Origin of the sequence: Lunatimonas salinarum, from assembly GCF_017811155.1 — a bacterium.
Classification (GTDB): domain Bacteria; phylum Bacteroidota; class Bacteroidia; order Cytophagales; family Cyclobacteriaceae; genus Lunatimonas; species Lunatimonas salinarum.
The window spans coordinates 46,375-61,721 of sequence record NZ_JACVCV010000003.1; the positions used below are offsets into that span (position 1 = coordinate 46,375).

General features: G+C 45.6%; 12 protein-coding genes and 1 pseudogene. 3 read left to right on the forward strand and 10 right to left on the reverse strand.

What is annotated here, in order from left to right; translation table 11 throughout:
* The first annotated feature begins 17 nt into the window (after positions 1-17).
* The gene (locus IAQ59_RS04025) at positions 18-965 is read left to right on the forward strand and encodes an MraY family glycosyltransferase (protein WP_209329510.1); all 948 of its coding nucleotides are present in this window, start codon (positions 18-20) and stop codon (positions 963-965) included.
* A gap of 72 nt (positions 966-1,037) precedes the next feature.
* Positions 1,038-2,357, forward strand: a complete 1,320-nt coding sequence (locus IAQ59_RS04030; RefSeq protein ID WP_209329511.1) for a nucleotidyltransferase family protein — start codon at positions 1,038-1,040, stop codon at positions 2,355-2,357.
* On the opposite strand, the gene IAQ59_RS04035 is transcribed toward IAQ59_RS04030, so the two are convergent.
* Positions 2,354-3,514 (reverse strand): ATP-binding protein, encoded by a 1,161-nt coding sequence (locus IAQ59_RS04035; protein ID WP_209329512.1) that lies wholly within the window; start codon positions 3,512-3,514, stop codon positions 2,354-2,356. The genes IAQ59_RS04030 and IAQ59_RS04035 overlap by 4 nt on opposite strands.
* Before the next feature lie 320 nt (positions 3,515-3,834).
* Here IAQ59_RS04035 and IAQ59_RS04040 point away from each other — a divergent pair.
* Positions 3,835-4,986, forward strand: a pseudogene (locus tag IAQ59_RS04040) (DUF4221 family protein).
* Between the two features lie 232 nt (positions 4,987-5,218).
* Here IAQ59_RS04040 and IAQ59_RS04045 read toward each other — a convergent pair.
* The 9 genes from IAQ59_RS04045 to IAQ59_RS04085 form a co-directional block, all read right to left on the reverse strand.
* On the reverse strand, positions 5,219-6,367 hold the full coding sequence (locus tag IAQ59_RS04045; protein ID WP_209329513.1) for a DUF4221 family protein: 1,149 nt from the start codon (positions 6,365-6,367) through the stop codon (positions 5,219-5,221).
* A 45-nt stretch (positions 6,368-6,412) separates the two neighbouring features.
* Positions 6,413-7,561, reverse strand: a complete 1,149-nt coding sequence (locus IAQ59_RS04050; RefSeq protein WP_245189424.1) for a DUF4221 family protein — start codon at positions 7,559-7,561, stop codon at positions 6,413-6,415.
* Between the two features lie 41 nt (positions 7,562-7,602).
* Positions 7,603-8,748 carry a DUF4221 family protein gene (locus IAQ59_RS04055; RefSeq protein WP_209329514.1) on the reverse strand — a complete coding sequence of 382 codons (1,146 nt, stop codon included), beginning with the start codon at positions 8,746-8,748 and terminating at the stop codon, positions 7,603-7,605.
* Positions 8,749-8,969: 221 nt separating this feature from the next.
* Positions 8,970-9,752 (reverse strand): copper resistance protein NlpE N-terminal domain-containing protein, encoded by a 783-nt coding sequence (locus IAQ59_RS04060; RefSeq protein ID WP_209329515.1) that lies wholly within the window; start codon positions 9,750-9,752, stop codon positions 8,970-8,972.
* An 86-nt stretch (positions 9,753-9,838) separates the two neighbouring features.
* On the reverse strand, positions 9,839-11,068 hold the full coding sequence (rodA, locus tag IAQ59_RS04065) for a rod shape-determining protein RodA (RefSeq protein ID WP_425342597.1): 1,230 nt from the start codon (positions 11,066-11,068) through the stop codon (positions 9,839-9,841).
* A 46-nt stretch (positions 11,069-11,114) separates the two neighbouring features.
* The gene (mrdA, locus tag IAQ59_RS04070; RefSeq protein ID WP_209329517.1) at positions 11,115-12,917 is read right to left on the reverse strand and encodes a penicillin-binding protein 2; all 1,803 of its coding nucleotides are present in this window, start codon (positions 12,915-12,917) and stop codon (positions 11,115-11,117) included.
* Positions 12,917-13,438, reverse strand: a complete 522-nt coding sequence (locus IAQ59_RS04075) for a rod shape-determining protein MreD (RefSeq protein WP_209329518.1) — start codon at positions 13,436-13,438, stop codon at positions 12,917-12,919. Before IAQ59_RS04075 ends, mrdA begins: the two co-directional genes overlap by 1 nt.
* A complete protein-coding gene (mreC, locus tag IAQ59_RS04080) occupies positions 13,428-14,267 on the reverse strand; it encodes a rod shape-determining protein MreC (RefSeq protein ID WP_209329519.1) in 840 nt (279 codons plus the stop codon). The genes IAQ59_RS04075 and mreC overlap by 11 nt, the downstream gene beginning before the upstream one ends.
* A gap of 7 nt (positions 14,268-14,274) precedes the next feature.
* Positions 14,275-15,303 (reverse strand): rod shape-determining protein, encoded by a 1,029-nt coding sequence (locus tag IAQ59_RS04085; protein WP_209329520.1) that lies wholly within the window; start codon positions 15,301-15,303, stop codon positions 14,275-14,277.
* Positions 15,304-15,347: the final 44 nt, after the last annotated feature.

A 15,347-nucleotide genomic window follows, 5' to 3' on the forward strand; every position in this document is an offset into this window, starting at 1 on the left:
ACCAACCCTCATCCCCCATGTACCTCCTAGCGACCCTAATTCTAATCGCCAGTATCTTGCTGTATTTTCGGATCGCCGACCGGTTTAATATCATCGACAAACCCAATGAGCGGTCTTCGCACACCCGTATCACCATCCGGGGAGGGGGCATTGTGTTTGCGGTAGCCGCGGTTATGGCCTTCTTTATGGAATTGGCCACTTGGGAACTCGCCCTTGCCGTACTCATGGTGGCATCAGTCAGCATGGTGGACGATATCCGTCCATTAAGTCAGCTACCACGTTTTACTGTACACGTACTGGCATCCCTCCTAGTACTCTATGAAGCCGGCGTCATGGAATTGGCATTCTGGTGGATTCCATTAGCCCTTTTTGTTTTTCTTGGGTGGGTGAATATCTTCAATTTTATGGATGGCATCAACGGCATTACCTCCCTATATGCCCTAGCAGTGCTAGTTGGATTTTATTTTATCCCCGAACTGCATGACTTACGTGGTTTGATGGAAGTGACCGGCCTGTCGCTGTTGGTTTTCGGGTTTTTCAATGTCCGACGCAGGGCAAAAACCTTCGCAGGGGATGTGGGCTCTATCAGCATGGCCCTGATACTGGGCTACATAATGGTGAACCTCTTGGTACGAACCGAGGAATTTTTCTACTTGCTGATCTTCGGAATCTACGGCCTGGACGGGGTTCTGACCATTCTCCACCGGCTTATCAAACTGGAAAACATCTTTCAGCCCCACCGTACCCACCTCTACCAATACCTGGCCAATGAAATGGGGTGGAAGCACCTTCCCGTTTCCTTTCTCTATTTCGGTCTACAGATACTTTTAAACCTCCTAACCCTATATGTTGCTTCCTCAGGTGATGGTAATCTCCTTGTTCCCTTTTTGGTAGTAATCATCGGATTGATCACAGCCTATTCTTTTGCAAAATACCTGATTTTGAAAAAAATCGGTCAATTCTAAGGATTATCGAAAGCCCGTGTAAGGCTGCCGTCAAAGCCGAATGACAGGCGATGCCTTCCAACGCCTATCCCCTTGTTTAGTAACCACCAAAATACCGGCACAATCATAGAACCAACCGACGTAGAAACTACCTTTGGACGCTCCACGGCCATCGTCCTCCGTGCCTGCCGGGTGTACCTAGGTACTGACACGCAGGATAGTCTCCGTAATTTCCTCGATCTGGCCCCCGTAGATTGGAAAGAGGTGCGGAGACTGTGCCTGGCACACCGAATCACCCCGGTAGCCTATAGGATCTTGCTGGAATCGAACCCTCCCGCACCTTGGGATAAAACGCTCAGAAACGAGCTAAAGCGCAGGTTAATTAACAGCATGGACAAAGGAAAGGAAACCGCTAGACTGATTTCGCTACTTCGTTCGGCTGGTCTATCGGTGTTCCCCTATAAAGGCCTTGCCTTTTCGTTGCTCTTTTATGGAGACATAGGAATGCGGGAATCCGGAGACATCGACTTAATCATTAAACCGGAAGAGCTTCCCTTGGTCAACGACCTCCTAAAGGAAGACGGTTACCTGCCAGAAGAGGAAGACTTCGTCCGGTTCCTCGGCTGGGACAAGTTTACCAAAACCCGCCGCGGATACAACCTGAAAAAACTAGACCGAACGGGCCTTCCCGTCCACTTGGAACTCCACTGGCGGGTGACCTACAATTATTTTGGCGTGGGAAAGTTTAACAATGCGTTTTCTTACGAAACGGATGAGCTGCTCACCGTGTACCAGCAACGCCTCCCACTACAGAATAAGTTCGAGCAATTCAAGTACCTGTACGTACACCACAGCATGCACGATGGGCACGGATACCTTAAAACCGCCCTCGATATTGCCATGGGGTTGAAAAAACTGAACCCCACTGCCGAGGATTATACCCAGCACCCGATACTCCGAGAACTCACGGGCACTTTTTCGCTGGCTGCGGCAGTAGAAGCATCCAATTCGTTGTTTGGGACCGACCTGGCCTTACCGGCACACAGGCGTCAGCAAAAACTCGCAGCCCGCTTGGTAGAAACTACGCTTTTGGAAAAATCCCGACAACCCGGAAAAATGGGGAGCGACTTTGCGTCCTACTTTCGCCATCATACCGGCCTTATTCATAAGCGGGCACAGTTCTACCCAGAATTAAGCCGGAAAATGCAGTTCTACATTCAAAACCTTGCCCATTTCTTTCAACCCAACGTAGATGATTACCGCATTTTTAGACCCAAATCCCTTTGGGCGTATCGACTAATCTGGATTATTCGACCACTTCGGCAACTATTTACTCCCACCGATCCCCTTCACCGAAAGCAAAGATCCGAAGAAAAAGCCCAAATCGATCGGATCCGAAATAAAACGCTTTAGCGTTTCTCTTTTCTAATGGCCTCACAAAATTCCGTCAAAGAATAATTCTTCACTCCGTCTTTTAGCGGATAACCTTCTTTAACCCGGGAAATAACTGCTCCCCTAGCTGCTTTCGTATCCTCCATGCTTATCAGAAATCCCTTACTGATTTTTGGCGAAAGGGTGTTTTTCATTTCGATGGCCCATTCCACTATCCCGGACCTTACCACCAGCAAATCACACTCCGCACCCTGATGGGTCCTATAGAAATAATACTGGTAATCCGAACCAAGCAGATTGATTATCTGCTCGATGACAAAGGTCTCCCAGGAAGCGCCTATCAGCAACTGATTGATTAATTCATCGTAGGACTTTACACCTACCAACGCATGCAGCAGGCCTGTGTCCCGAATATATACCTTGGGCGATTTGACCAAGCGCTTTTTGACATTTCGGTGATAGGGCTGAAGGATTCGGACCATAAATGACCCTTCCAGAAATTCAAGATAACGGGTCACCGTAGGTCGGGTAATCCCCAATGCCCGTGCGAAATTTTCCCCATTCCATAAACTCCCCTGCGCATGGGCCAGCATAATCCAAAACCGCTCTACCAGCTTTGGATCTGAATTTAGCCCCAATAACCCAAGGTCCCTTTCAATATACGTTTTGATGAAATTCTCCCGCCACAAATTGCTGACTCGCTCCGTAGATGCCAAGAATGAGAGCGGAAAACCTCCCCGCATCCATAGCTGCTCCGTTTCATCCTCCACTACTTCTTCTAGCGTAAAGGGTGTAAGCTCGATATATCCTATCCTACCTGCCAAAGAATCCGCACTACTGCGTATAAGGTCAGGTGATGCCGAGCCCAAGAGTATAAACCTTCCCGGTCTTCTATCTTCATCAATGGAACTGCGAAGTTCCGCAAAGAGCTCAGGCATCAATTGAATTTCGTCCAGAATAACCCTGCTATTCCGATGGTTTGTTAAAAACAGTTCTACGTCACTCAGTTTGGCCCTGCTGCTGGCCTTTTCAAGGTCCAAGTATACTTTATTTTTTCCCCATGAAAGATTCTTGACCAAGGTAGTTTTGCCAACCTGCCGGGGTCCAAGAATGCCAACAGCAGGAAATATCTCCATATATTCTTCAATCAGCGACTGTATATACCTTTTCTTAACCATGGATTGACTTGGATTCCATGTAAAAATAAACTAAAAATCAAACTTTCAAAAATAATTTACCATGAAAAACGAAAATAATATTTTCGTTTTTCATGGTAAATTTCTAATTAGCTGTTCTGCATTTCCCATGCCGCACCCAGATAAATAGGGTTTGCAACCCTACTGCCGTGATCCCAACTGGTTAAACCATCAATCATAATCCCTCTATTATTTTTCCTTTCTAACATGGACGAATTTATACGTCAAGCTTAGAATGTATGACTAACTTTCCAAATCAAAAATTTTTATTATTTTTATACCACATCCTAAAAAACTACACGATGCGCCTTTCTTTTTTTCTTGCGTTAGCAATTTCTATATTGTTTTCTTGCGGCAAAGACAGCAACCGAAGTACTACAGGGTCCTCCACCAACCTGACCATTACCGTGGATACCGTATGGGTAGATCCTGGCGGGGAGATCATCTTTCTACAGGACAAGCTCTTTCTATCCGACCTATCCCCAGACAGAAAATACCTGATCAATTTTGACCGGGCGAACCTAGTGGCCGAACGCATCAACCTGGATAATCTCTCACTGGAAAGAAAAATGCACTTTGAGAAAGATGGGCCAAATGCCCTTCCCGTCTACTTCGGAGGCTTCAACATCACGCCCGATGAGCAGCTGCTGGTGTGGAACTACCGGTTCTATAAGGTGTTCGATCAAAACACCCAACTGGTAAGGGATTTGGACCTGGAAAAGATTGCTGCTTAGTTCCTGTCTGGTTCCGACTGCTATCCAATCGGACTTTTTGAAGATCAAAAAAATAAAGATCGTTTGATCGGGGTGTTTATAAAATGGGCAGAAAGAAGCTATTTCATCCTGGACTTTGACCTAGCGACCCAAACCTTTACGAAAAAGGAGCTTCCGGAACTGAACCAACTCCAGAAGTTTTCGGTAAACATTCTACATGACGGCAACTTCGCAGGCGCCTACGGCGTCGCAGTCCGGGCACTAACTACCGGAAAGCACCTGTTTATCACCAACAATTCACTGAACGAGGTGCTTGTATACGACTTGGAGGCCGATAGTACCTTTACCAAGGCTTGGGACAGCGACTTTTTTGGCAAGGGCAAAAGCTACCTTCCCCCTAAGGAGGTCGAAAACTCCTCCGGTCAGATAGAAGATATCATCCGAAAAATCAAAGAAGACATCGTTTTCGAAAACTTTTTTTGGGATTTATCGCGGCGTCGCTTCTATCGTTTCGCCTCCAGCGAGCACTTTGCGGAGGAAAAAGACCAATACGGAAGACATGAACCAACAAGGGCAGATGTATACTTAAGTGTATTTGACGAAAGCCTGAACCTCCTCGCAGAGGTCCTTATCCCCGAACTGAAGGCTACGCCGAAAAAGCACTTCCTAAAAGACAACAAGATCTGGATCTTCGAAAACATCGAGGACGAACTGGCCTTTATCCGGCTAGGTCTTGAGTAGGGCATATTTTCGAGATGTAAGACGTAAGACATAAGACAAAACTCTGGCATTAACCGAATTTCATCGAGAATAATTGTATTATCCTGATGACTTGTCAAAAACTCATTTAAAAAACCAGGACTTGAAATCCTACTGACTTCACTCCCTAGGCACATAATTAAATCCAAAAATTATTTTATCCATGTGTACCGAAGGCTATAAACCAATCGATCTACCAACCATTTTTTTGAAATCACAAACCCATAATCGACAATCTAACAAACCCCAACTCATCCTCCAGATTGGTGGCAATCCAGATGGTGCTGTCTCTAACAAACGAGAAATAAGGGGTATAATCCAATTGAGGGATTGGCATTTCTGCCAGCAAATTAAGTTCCCTATCCATTACCATCAGGTACATGTACGTTGCATTTGCTTTCGGGAAAGTACCCGAAGCATGCTCCTTGGGGAAAGTCAACTCGTAGTAAAATCGGAAATACCGCTCACTACCAGCATCCCAAAGTAATGGACCGAACGTGACTTCCTCGTGTAGTGACACAAAAGCTTTTTGAAACAAAGCCTCATCCTCCGTTTCCAACGTGTAGACACCCTTTTTCTCATTTTTAGTGAGCCTAAGGTTGTATTCCCTTTTCGACAATTGATTTGTTTCGGGATCGAAAACAAACAAGCTACTGGAAACTGTACTCCCTACCACCACGTTGTTTCCCTTGTAATACGTCTGTATGGTAAACCCTGGCGCTGATCGCCGACGTGAATTCCCCTCGGTTTGCGCTAAGGTAAAGTCGGCATGTCGAAATTCCTCCGCTAGGGGAACGGCTAATACTTCATCCATAGTGGGGCTGAAGTATCCCACTTCACTGGTATTTGTCGCATTGTCATTTACGAGACCATATATACGATCACCAGATGACTTTACAGGAACAAAAATCTTCCGGTCAAAACTCATCATGGACGCTCCGGCTAGCAATGGGTCAAATTCTCCGAGTTTACTCCCCGCCCAATCAAAGATCCCTGCCTGACTACTGGTTTGTATCAGCAATCTATCTGAATCGAGAGGCACCAAGTAATCAACGTAATTGCCCGTCCCGTGTGGACCTTCCTTTTCAAAAGGGTATTTTTCCGTCAATTCAAGCTTATCCAGGTCAATTTTCTCAAGGGTGTGGTCGAAATCATTAAAGTTAAAGAGATAACGGGTGTCTTCCGTAAAAAAACTCCTTTCCGGTATAATGTACGGGAAGACAAGTTGGCTGCCTGGATCGATCAATACCGTGTCCATGGACAATACGGTATCGGACGTCAAACCCTTCTTGTCTGTACTTGCGGTTTCACATGCACAAATTAGCAGCGCCAAGCAAGCCGTGTAAAAGATGTTGTTTTTCACTTCAGTATGGTTTATATGGTCTTAGCTGTAGGAAAACTCCAAGGATCATAAATCTAAAACCGATAGCCGGACAAAACCCATCTCATCCTCCACATTCACATACATCCAGATTTTCCCGTCCTTGACAAAGTGGAAGCCGGGTGGGCTGGTTATATCTTCCACCAGAGATTCTGCGATCACGTTAAAATCAGCATCAAATATGGTTAGGTATACGGATGATTTAAACTCTTCTTCTTTAGATAAGTTGCTTCCAATGTAGGCAGGTTTATGGGAAAACCGGTAGAATCGACGATTGTTTTCATCCCAAACCGGAGCCATGAAACTGATTTCTTTTCGTACGTTTAGCGTTTCTTGGTTAAATTCCTCCTCGGTTTCTGTTACTTGAGTGTATCTGCCTTTTTTCCTATCCTCGGTAAGCATTGGTTGATAGTTGATCTCTTTTAAAGAATCTAGATCGGTATCGTAAAGCAGGATGGTATTGAACACCTCATTGGAAATAAGGTAATTGCCTTTGTGCTCGGAAATACTCGCCGATGGAAAAGACATTTTGACCATGGAAGGACTACTTAGCACAAACCGAAAATTCTCCAATGCGTCCAGGGGAACTGGAACTTTCTTTAAGTGCCGAAAATTGGAGCTTAGCATACCCATAGAAAAACTTCCCTCTCTCGAATTTCTGATCAGGCCCACCATCTTCGACGAATCAAACAGGTAGGTGTTCAAAAACTCAAAACGCTCTCCATCACCTAACGGATCCCCTTCAAAGTTCACCTCCGCGATGGGAAATTCGACCAACTTTTTCCCTTTAAGGTTGAAAACAGCGGCTTTTATGTATCCCATAAATGCCACTGATTCGTCAGGAAGCAGGTCCATTCTAAAGACCATATCGCCCACCCCGTCGGGTCCCTCCTTTTCGAAAGCCAGTTTAGCTTCCAGCTTCCTACTGTTCAGGTTGATTTTCTCAATGGTATGATCGGAAGGATTGAAATTGTAGAGGTAGTCCCTTTCCGAATCCAGCGCAGCCATCCGAAGTGCTGCATTTAAGTGCAGGAATTCATTCCCCGGATCGATCGTTACGGTATCCAGCGTGTAGGATAGACTGGTTGGAAGCTGGCTGCTTCCTTTTTCTGTTTCTGAACAGCCTATTAGCAATCCACAAAAACAAATGACTATAAACCCCTTCATGAATCTCATTCTAATCTATGGTTTTGAAATTAGAGGACATAGATCCAGGGTTATATGCCCGAAATCGCCAACCGCACAAAACCCATTTCATCCTCTATGTTTTCAAACACCCAAAGTTTGCCCTCCTTTACAAAATGAAACGCTGGTCGGGCATTTAACATCGGCAAAAAAGACTCCGCAATCATGTTCAAATCTTTATCATATACAGTAAGGTAAACCTTGGCGCCGCTAGCTCGGGGAATAGGACTATTCTCGGGCTGCTCAACCGAATCATCAAAGATGGATAGGAAGGAAAACCGATAATAAACCTCATTAGCCTCATCCCAACGGGGCGGCATAAACGCAATCTCCTCCTGCATCCTTCTATATATGGGAGCAAAGTCTTCTATGTCCCCAACCGTAGTCGGATTGGTCCCCGTCTTTTCCTCCGCCGTAAGCTCGCTGAGGTAGGTATGGGCTTTAAAAGAATCTGATTCTGGACTGTAGACATACATGTCGCTAGCTATTTCCGAACATACGATAGCTTTGCCACCTTCCATAACCAAATATGACTGCACTCCGAATATCCCCCCGTCACCAATCTCTATTTGAAACTTCTTTGCCTTTTCAAACAGGGGTATTTCATAGCGCTTGGCTGAATTAGAAGTCAAATTAACCTGAACCGCAGTGGTAATTTTTTCCCTATACTGGTGGGCTAATCCCAAAAAGGATTCCAGACCATCATCCATGCAGACCAGAGAATAAAAGTTCTCTTCTTCAGTAACCTTGTTTTTATCGTCCCCTATCTTAGTGAAATCAAATTGCCGAAGCTTCTTTGCTTCCCAGTCCAATAGGTTGTCCTGCCGGTAGCACCTAAAGAGGAGTTTTTCTTCATCAAGGGGGAGTATACCCATAAAATACTGTCCTACGCCATTTGGCCCCTCCTTGGAAACCTCGATTTTCCGCACAAAGGCTAGGCTTTCTAAGTCAATTTTTTCGATGGAAAACTCAGTGTGGTTAAAATTGTAAAGGTAATGCTTGTCGTTGCTTAGGACTGCTCCGTACAGCCCTGAATTTAAAAACAAAATCTCCTGTCCCGGATTTATCATTACCGTATCGATCTCGACCTCAAATCGGAGCTCCTCGTCTCCAACTCCCTGCTTACCTCCACATCCAATAAAAACAACTAAGGTTAACAGAAAAACTACATGTTTCATAAGGTATACGATTTATTGAGACTAAAAATTTAGGAATTTTTACCGAATATAAAAACCAATACAGGTTAAAAAATGAAAAATTTAACTTTGTTTAACCCTAAAAGCCCGCAAGCAGGCCACCAATTATTCGCAATCTTAAGATTGTCCTTATACCGTACAGGCAATCGACCCCTCGATTGGAAATACCTTCTACCCATGTACCACATAGATCAAAGACCTGCTTAGTTGCCTATTTCAAACCGTAGCAACGGAGCCATTCTGGCCTTATTCAAGGAAAGCTCGTCGCCTTCTTCATTGAGCGAATAATTATCTGCAGTTTCCAATGCTTCAAAAAAGAGGTCTTCTATCTCCTGAACTTCCTGACAAAGTTTTTGGGTACGTCCGATACGGGACAACTGAATTCGCCACCCCTCTTTTAACTCGTAGCTGCCAAAAAACTGATTACACCCTCCAAAACCATTCACGCGGCTATTTTCCGGGTCAAACTGAATATAAATCGTTTGATTTTCCGGCAAGTCCTTGCCCATCACCTGCTTCAATACCCATTTCTTTCCGAGCAACGGATCTACTGAAAAAACATCTTGCTTTCTAAGAATATACTTGGCTGCCAAATCCCCTGTTATGCGATTGCCCTGCATATCCAACTGGAATAGTTGATTTTCCCCCACCAAATACTGGTTTGGCCCCTGCGCCATACCCTCCAAGGTGATGACGTTTCCAAGTTCGTTCCACGTGAAGGTACCTTCTGACAGGAAGCCTTCACTGCTTTTGCCAACATAAGTCGATTTCAGCACATAAGTTTCATCTTTTTTCAACTCCAAAACCGTCAGAATACCCTCACAATCCGCACAGGGCACCACGCCCGAATAGGTTCCGTTCCAATCCAGGGCATTTCTACTGGTGTCTCCGACGGGAAGCTTCTGTTGCACGGTGATAGCTTTCTGTTGACAGGCGGCTGCGAAAAACATCATCAGAACACCTAATCCAAAAATCCTTTTTATCATATCGTATGAAATTTCAGTTTCTTAAATGCTAGGTTATACTCCCTTTGCACAGAAAAGTTACCAAACTTTATTCAATTTTAGAAACTTTAAGAAAGTCTACCCAGAATCTGTATACGATGAGAATCGAGCTTTAGAAAAATAAATAGCAAGATCGTAAATGACCAAAGCGAGGAACCTCCATAACTAAAGAAGGGCAAAGGAATACCTACCACAGGAAACAACCCCACTGTCATGGCAATATTGATCGCAAAATGAAAGAATAAAATGGACACTACACAATACCCATATACCCGCGAAAAGCGCGTCTTTTGCCGCTCTGCCAAAATCACTAGCCGTATCAGCAACGCAACAAATAAGCCAATTACCATCAAACTGCCCATCCATCCAAACTCTTCGCCCAGCGTACAAAAAATAAAATCGGTATGCTGCTCTGGCACAAAGTCAAATTTAGTCTGGGTGCCTTCCAAGTAGCCCTTACCGAGAAATCCTCCGGAACCGATGGCTATTTTTGACTGTGTCACGTTCCACCCTACCCCCAAAGGGTCAATATCCGGGTCGAATAGCACCATGATCCGATTCTGCTGGTGTTCCGGCAATTTACCTACCACGTAATCAATGCTATAGGTATATGCTACAAAGGCTACGGACAAAAACAAAAAAGAAACCAGCCGCTGCCAATTTCTTTTTCCCAACAAAAAAAACATCACAAACATCCCTACGATCCCTGCGACTAGGTAGAGGTTGTTTTCTACCGCGATGGCTGCCAGTGTGACCACTACCAAACTGATGGCCAATACATAATACCGCTGAGGCATTCCCTCCCGATAAAGCATGATCAAAAACGAGCTGTAAACCATTGCAGTACCGGTGTCCGGCTGAAGCATAATCAGGGCTACCGGCAAACCGATAATCGCCAACGCTCGAAGTTGGTACTTCACCTGTGTCAGGTCAAAATTGGGGGACTCCATAAACTTGGCCAATGCGAGGGCAGTGGCAAATTTCGCAAACTCCGCAGGCTGTAGCCGAAAGGAGCCTATTTCGAACCAAGCCCGCTGTCCATTGATTTCCTTTCCTATAAAAGGCGTCAAAAACAGAATAACCACAAAGACGCCGTAGAGAATCAGGCTCAGGTTCTCAAATAATCGATAATCTGCCACTAGGATCAGGGTAATAAGCAAAACGGCGGTTCCGATCCATACCAATTGCTTGCCGGAATTGATGGAAAAGTCAAAAATACTCTTCACCTGCTGCTCGTCGTAGACGGCCGCATAGATATTTATCCAGCCAAGCATAACCAACAGGCCAAATAGCCCCATAGTGGGCCAATCAAGTTTCCGTAATAACTGCTCGTTTTCTCTCAATTCAGTAAATAAAGTTTCCTTCCAGCACGTACTGTTCCAAGGCGGGCCTGGTGATGTGCCCTCTGAGGTACTTTTCAATCATCAAACTGGCCGTACTCGCTGCGGCCCTTCCGCCCCAGCCGGCATTTTCTACATACACCGCCATGGCAATCTGTGGGTCGTCTTTGGGCGCAAAGGCAATGAACACGGAATGATCTTCCCCACTGGGGTTTTGGGCGGTTCCGGTTTTGCCGGCGATGGCGATATCGCTAACGATCGCCCGGGCAGCGGTGCCGGATAGTGCTTCCTGCATGGCGTCTTGGATTAGGTCAAAATGTTGCTCATCAACTCCCGTGTACTTCCGCACGCGGAATTTTTCAGGTACCTGCGTACTATCTCCATCGATCGCCTTGATGAGATGCGGTATATAATAATAGCCTTTATTTGCGAAGATAGCTGCTAGATTAGCCATCTGCAAGGGAGTGACCAACATCTCGCCTTGCCCGATAGACAGCGAGTAAATGGTGGAGTATTTCCATCTTCCGTCACCGTAAACGCGATCATACAACTGACTGGAGGGAATAGAGCCTCCTTTTTCGCCGTTGATATCCACCCCCAATTGGGCTCCGAGACCGAATTTCATGACCGATTCGCGCCACTTATCCAAGCCGATCTGTGTATCCCTAAACGTGTTCGAGGACACTTCCCTGTTGATCATCATCCGGAAGGCTTGGTGATAGTAAGGGTTGCAGGAATTTCGAATAGCGCCGAAAAGGTTCACTGGTGTAGGGTGGTTGTGACAAGCGACGAGGGAACGGTTGCAGGAAAAGGTAGTGTTTGGTGACAAGATGCCTTCCTGCAGGCCCACAAGCGACTGGACAATTTTGAAAATTGACCCTGGAGGATACATGGCCATGATGGGTCGATTAAACAGAGGCTTATTTTCGTCCTGATTCAGCATCAGGTAATTTTCGCCAAATTTGGAACCGGTCAACATATTGGGATCATAGGAAGGAGCAGAGATGATCGATAGAATCTCCCCTGTCTTTGGCTCAATGGCCACCACCGATCCGCGCTTTCCGGCCATCAGCATCTCACCATATAGCTGAAGGTCCAGATCAATGGTACTTTGGAGGTTTTTGCCAGCAACAGACAGCGTATCCAACTCTCCATCTTTGAAAGGGCCTTTGTCTACACCCCGCACGTTTACCATGCGGTATTTGACCCCTTTTCTTCCCCGAAGTTCGGGTTCATAGTAGGCCTCCAGCCCACTTAAGCCCACGTAATCACCCTGTCGGTAATAGGTGGATACTTCCCGCTCCAGCTGCGAAGCGCTTATCTCTCCGATATACCCCAAGGCATTGGAGGCACTGGGTTGGGGGTAAGATCTCACCGCACGGCTCATCACAAACACGCCGCTGTAATCGATTAGGTAATCTTGAATCCGCGCAAAATCTTCGATGGAAATCTGCCGGATAAGGGGGGATGGTTTTACCCAGGAATACGCTTTGGCGGCATTCAGATTTTCGATCAATACCTCTTTGCGGATGTTAAAAAACGTACAAAATTCAAGGGTATCCTTTACGGAAAATTCCTTCGGAATCACCATGAGGTCAAAAATCGGATTGTTGAACACCAACAGCTGGTTGTTCCTGTCGTAGATCAACCCGCGGTAGGGGTGATCCACGATCCGCTGAATGGCATTTCGTTCTGCCTTTCGGATGTACGAATCGTCTGTTACTTGAATCAGAAACAGTTTTGTGAGCAATACCAGTCCTACCAGCACGATCACAACGCCGATGACAATAGGTCTTTGATTTCTCATTAAATTCCCTTCTTCCTCTGGTAAAACAACAATTGAACGGTCAGGCCAAATAAAAAGGTAAAAACCGTGCTGCTCACTACTTTTGTAACAAGTGGCCTTAGGGTTTCCGTTCCAGCCATATCGGTATAAAAAAACATCAAATGGTGAAGCAGCAATAACGGAAGTGAAAAAGCGGTAAACCATACAAGGCCCATATTCAACAAAGTTGGCGGCACGTTTTCTTCGTATCCGCCCCTGGGAGTGTTTGCTTTCACCCAGGTACTCCGTAAAAATGCAACCAAAACGGAACTAGCCGCATGCATCCCCGTGCTGTTGTAAAAGGTATCTACCCCCAATCCAAACAAAAAACCCAATAACATCAGCGGAATGGTCTTGACTTCCAATGGGAGTAGCAAAAGTGCAAATACATACAAAAAACAGAAGGCTTCGCCAAACAACACGATGTCCTTCAGCACAAAGACTTGCACTAAAAAATACAGCAACAAGCCAAAAACCGATCTGAGAATATGGCTACCTGTCATCCGTTTGAATGTTTTGTTGACGTTGCAAAGAATCCAGCTCTTCCCTCATGGTATTTTCCACCAAATACACATAGGAAATCCTTGAAAAATCCGTTGTGAATGCCAGAAATATATCCAGGTAGTTCGTCTCTGAGCCGGAGGCTACCTGTGTGATAACTCCAATTGGGATGCCTTCCGGAAAGGTCGCATTGAAACCGGACGTGACCACCGTGTCCCCTACCTCCACCTCGACGTGCCTGGGTACATAAAGCAGCTTCGCCCGCTGTGGATTGATCCCGTCCCAGTTGGTACTACCAAATACATCCGTCCGCTTGATCTTGGAAGATATCAGTAAATCCGTATGCAGCAAGGATATCACCGTCGAAAAATTGCCCGAAATCCCGTTTACCCGGCCAATAACCCCTTGTTCGTTAAAAACCCCCATACCAACCCGGAGACCCTGATTGCGTCCTTTGTTAAGTGTAATGTAATTTTGGTTCAAGTGCAATGAATTATTGATCACCTTAGCAGACCAAAAATCAAAGCTATGCGCAAAAGACGAATCCAGGTCGAAGAATACGGTGTCTTGAAGCGGCATCGTATATTCCAATTTCTTCAGCAATCGGGCATTTTTCTCCGAGAGTGCCTCATTAATAGAGCCCAAGTAGAAATACTCCAAAAAATTACTTTTCGTACGCAGCAGGGTGCCTGTCACCTGACCCGAACTAGCTAAGAAAACCGCACCTTGCCTAGAATGGTTACTTACTATCAGCCAAATAGCGACAAATTCGAGAAAAACAAACAGAAGAAATGCCCGGAGGCTATATAGGAATAGTAAAATTCGTCGCATGCATTCATCAAGACATCAGCACGGTTCGGTATGCGTTCAGGTTTTTCAATGCTTTCCCTGTACCTCTTACTACCGCCCTAAGAGGGTCCTCGGCAATGTGGATAGGAAGCTTGGTTTTTTGGTGGAGGCGCCTGTCAAGACCCTTTAGCAAGGCACCGCCTCCGGTTAGGTGAATTCCGTTATCATAAATATCGGCAGATAATTCCGGAGGTGCAATTTCCAATGCCTTTAGCACCGCTTCTTCGATTTTGGAAACAGATTTGTCCAAGGCAAATGCAATCTCCGAATAAGACACCTTAATGACCTTGGGTATGCCGGTCATGAGATCACGCCCCCTGATTTCGTAATCATCCGGCGCATCCTCCAGTTCAGTCAAAGCCGACCCAATGGCAATTTTAACCTTTTCTGCGGATCGCTCACCAATCAATAGGTTGTGCTGTCGCCTCATGTAATCCAGAATGTCTTTTGTAAAGGTGTCACCTGCCACACGTATTGATTGGTCAGCTACAATGCCTGAGAGCGCTATCAAGGCAATCTCTGTGGTTCCTCCACCGATATCTACAATCATGGAACCAACTGGCTTTTCAATATCAATGTCTATCCCTATGGCCGCGGCTATGGGTTCAAAGATCATATAAACCTCTTTGGCCCCCGCATGTTCTGCAGAGTCTCTAACGGCTCTCTTTTCTACCTCCGTAATGCCGGACGGGATACAGATCACCATTCGATGCGACTGTGGGAAAAGCCCTTTCTTGTGCCCGGGAATCATTTTGATCATCCCTCGGATCATCTGTTCGGCTGCGTAGAAATCTGCGATCACCCCATCTTTTAAGGGGCGGATCGTCTTGATGTTCTCGTGAGTCTTTTCGTGCATATTCATAGCCTCTGTGCCCACAGCAAGTACCCGGTTGTTGGTTTTGTCTATGGCAATGATAGAAGGCTCGTCTACCACGATTTTTTCTTTATGTATGATCAGTGTATTGGCAGTCCCTAAATCTATGGCTATGTCGCTGGAGAAAAAGTCAAATAATCCCATGTTGTCAGTCTCTTAGTAATCGGTTCGTTTAATGCGATAAAGTT

Coding starts and splice junctions, on each gene's coding strand:
- IAQ59_RS04025 (WP_209329510.1), top strand. CDS start 18: ATGTACCTCCTAGCGACCCTAATTCTAATCGCCAGTATCTTGCTGTAT.
- IAQ59_RS04035 (WP_209329512.1), bottom strand. CDS start 3,514: ATGGTTAAGAAAAGGTATATACAGTCGCTGATTGAAGAATATATGGAG.
- IAQ59_RS04050 (WP_245189424.1), bottom strand. CDS start 7,561: ATGAGATTCATGAAGGGGTTTATAGTCATTTGTTTTTGTGGATTGCTA.
- IAQ59_RS04055 (WP_209329514.1), bottom strand. CDS start 8,748: ATGAAACATGTAGTTTTTCTGTTAACCTTAGTTGTTTTTATTGGATGT.
- IAQ59_RS04060 (WP_209329515.1), bottom strand. CDS start 9,752: ATGATAAAAAGGATTTTTGGATTAGGTGTTCTGATGATGTTTTTCGCA.
- rodA (WP_425342597.1), bottom strand. CDS start 11,068: ATGGGGCTATTTGGCCTGTTGGTTATGCTTGGCTGGATAAATATCTAT.
- mrdA (WP_209329517.1), bottom strand. CDS start 12,917: ATGAGAAATCAAAGACCTATTGTCATCGGCGTTGTGATCGTGCTGGTA.
- IAQ59_RS04075 (WP_209329518.1), bottom strand. CDS start 13,438: ATGACAGGTAGCCATATTCTCAGATCGGTTTTTGGCTTGTTGCTGTAT.
- mreC (WP_209329519.1), bottom strand. CDS start 14,267: ATGCGACGAATTTTACTATTCCTATATAGCCTCCGGGCATTTCTTCTG.
- IAQ59_RS04085 (WP_209329520.1), bottom strand. CDS start 15,303: ATGGGATTATTTGACTTTTTCTCCAGCGACATAGCCATAGATTTAGGG.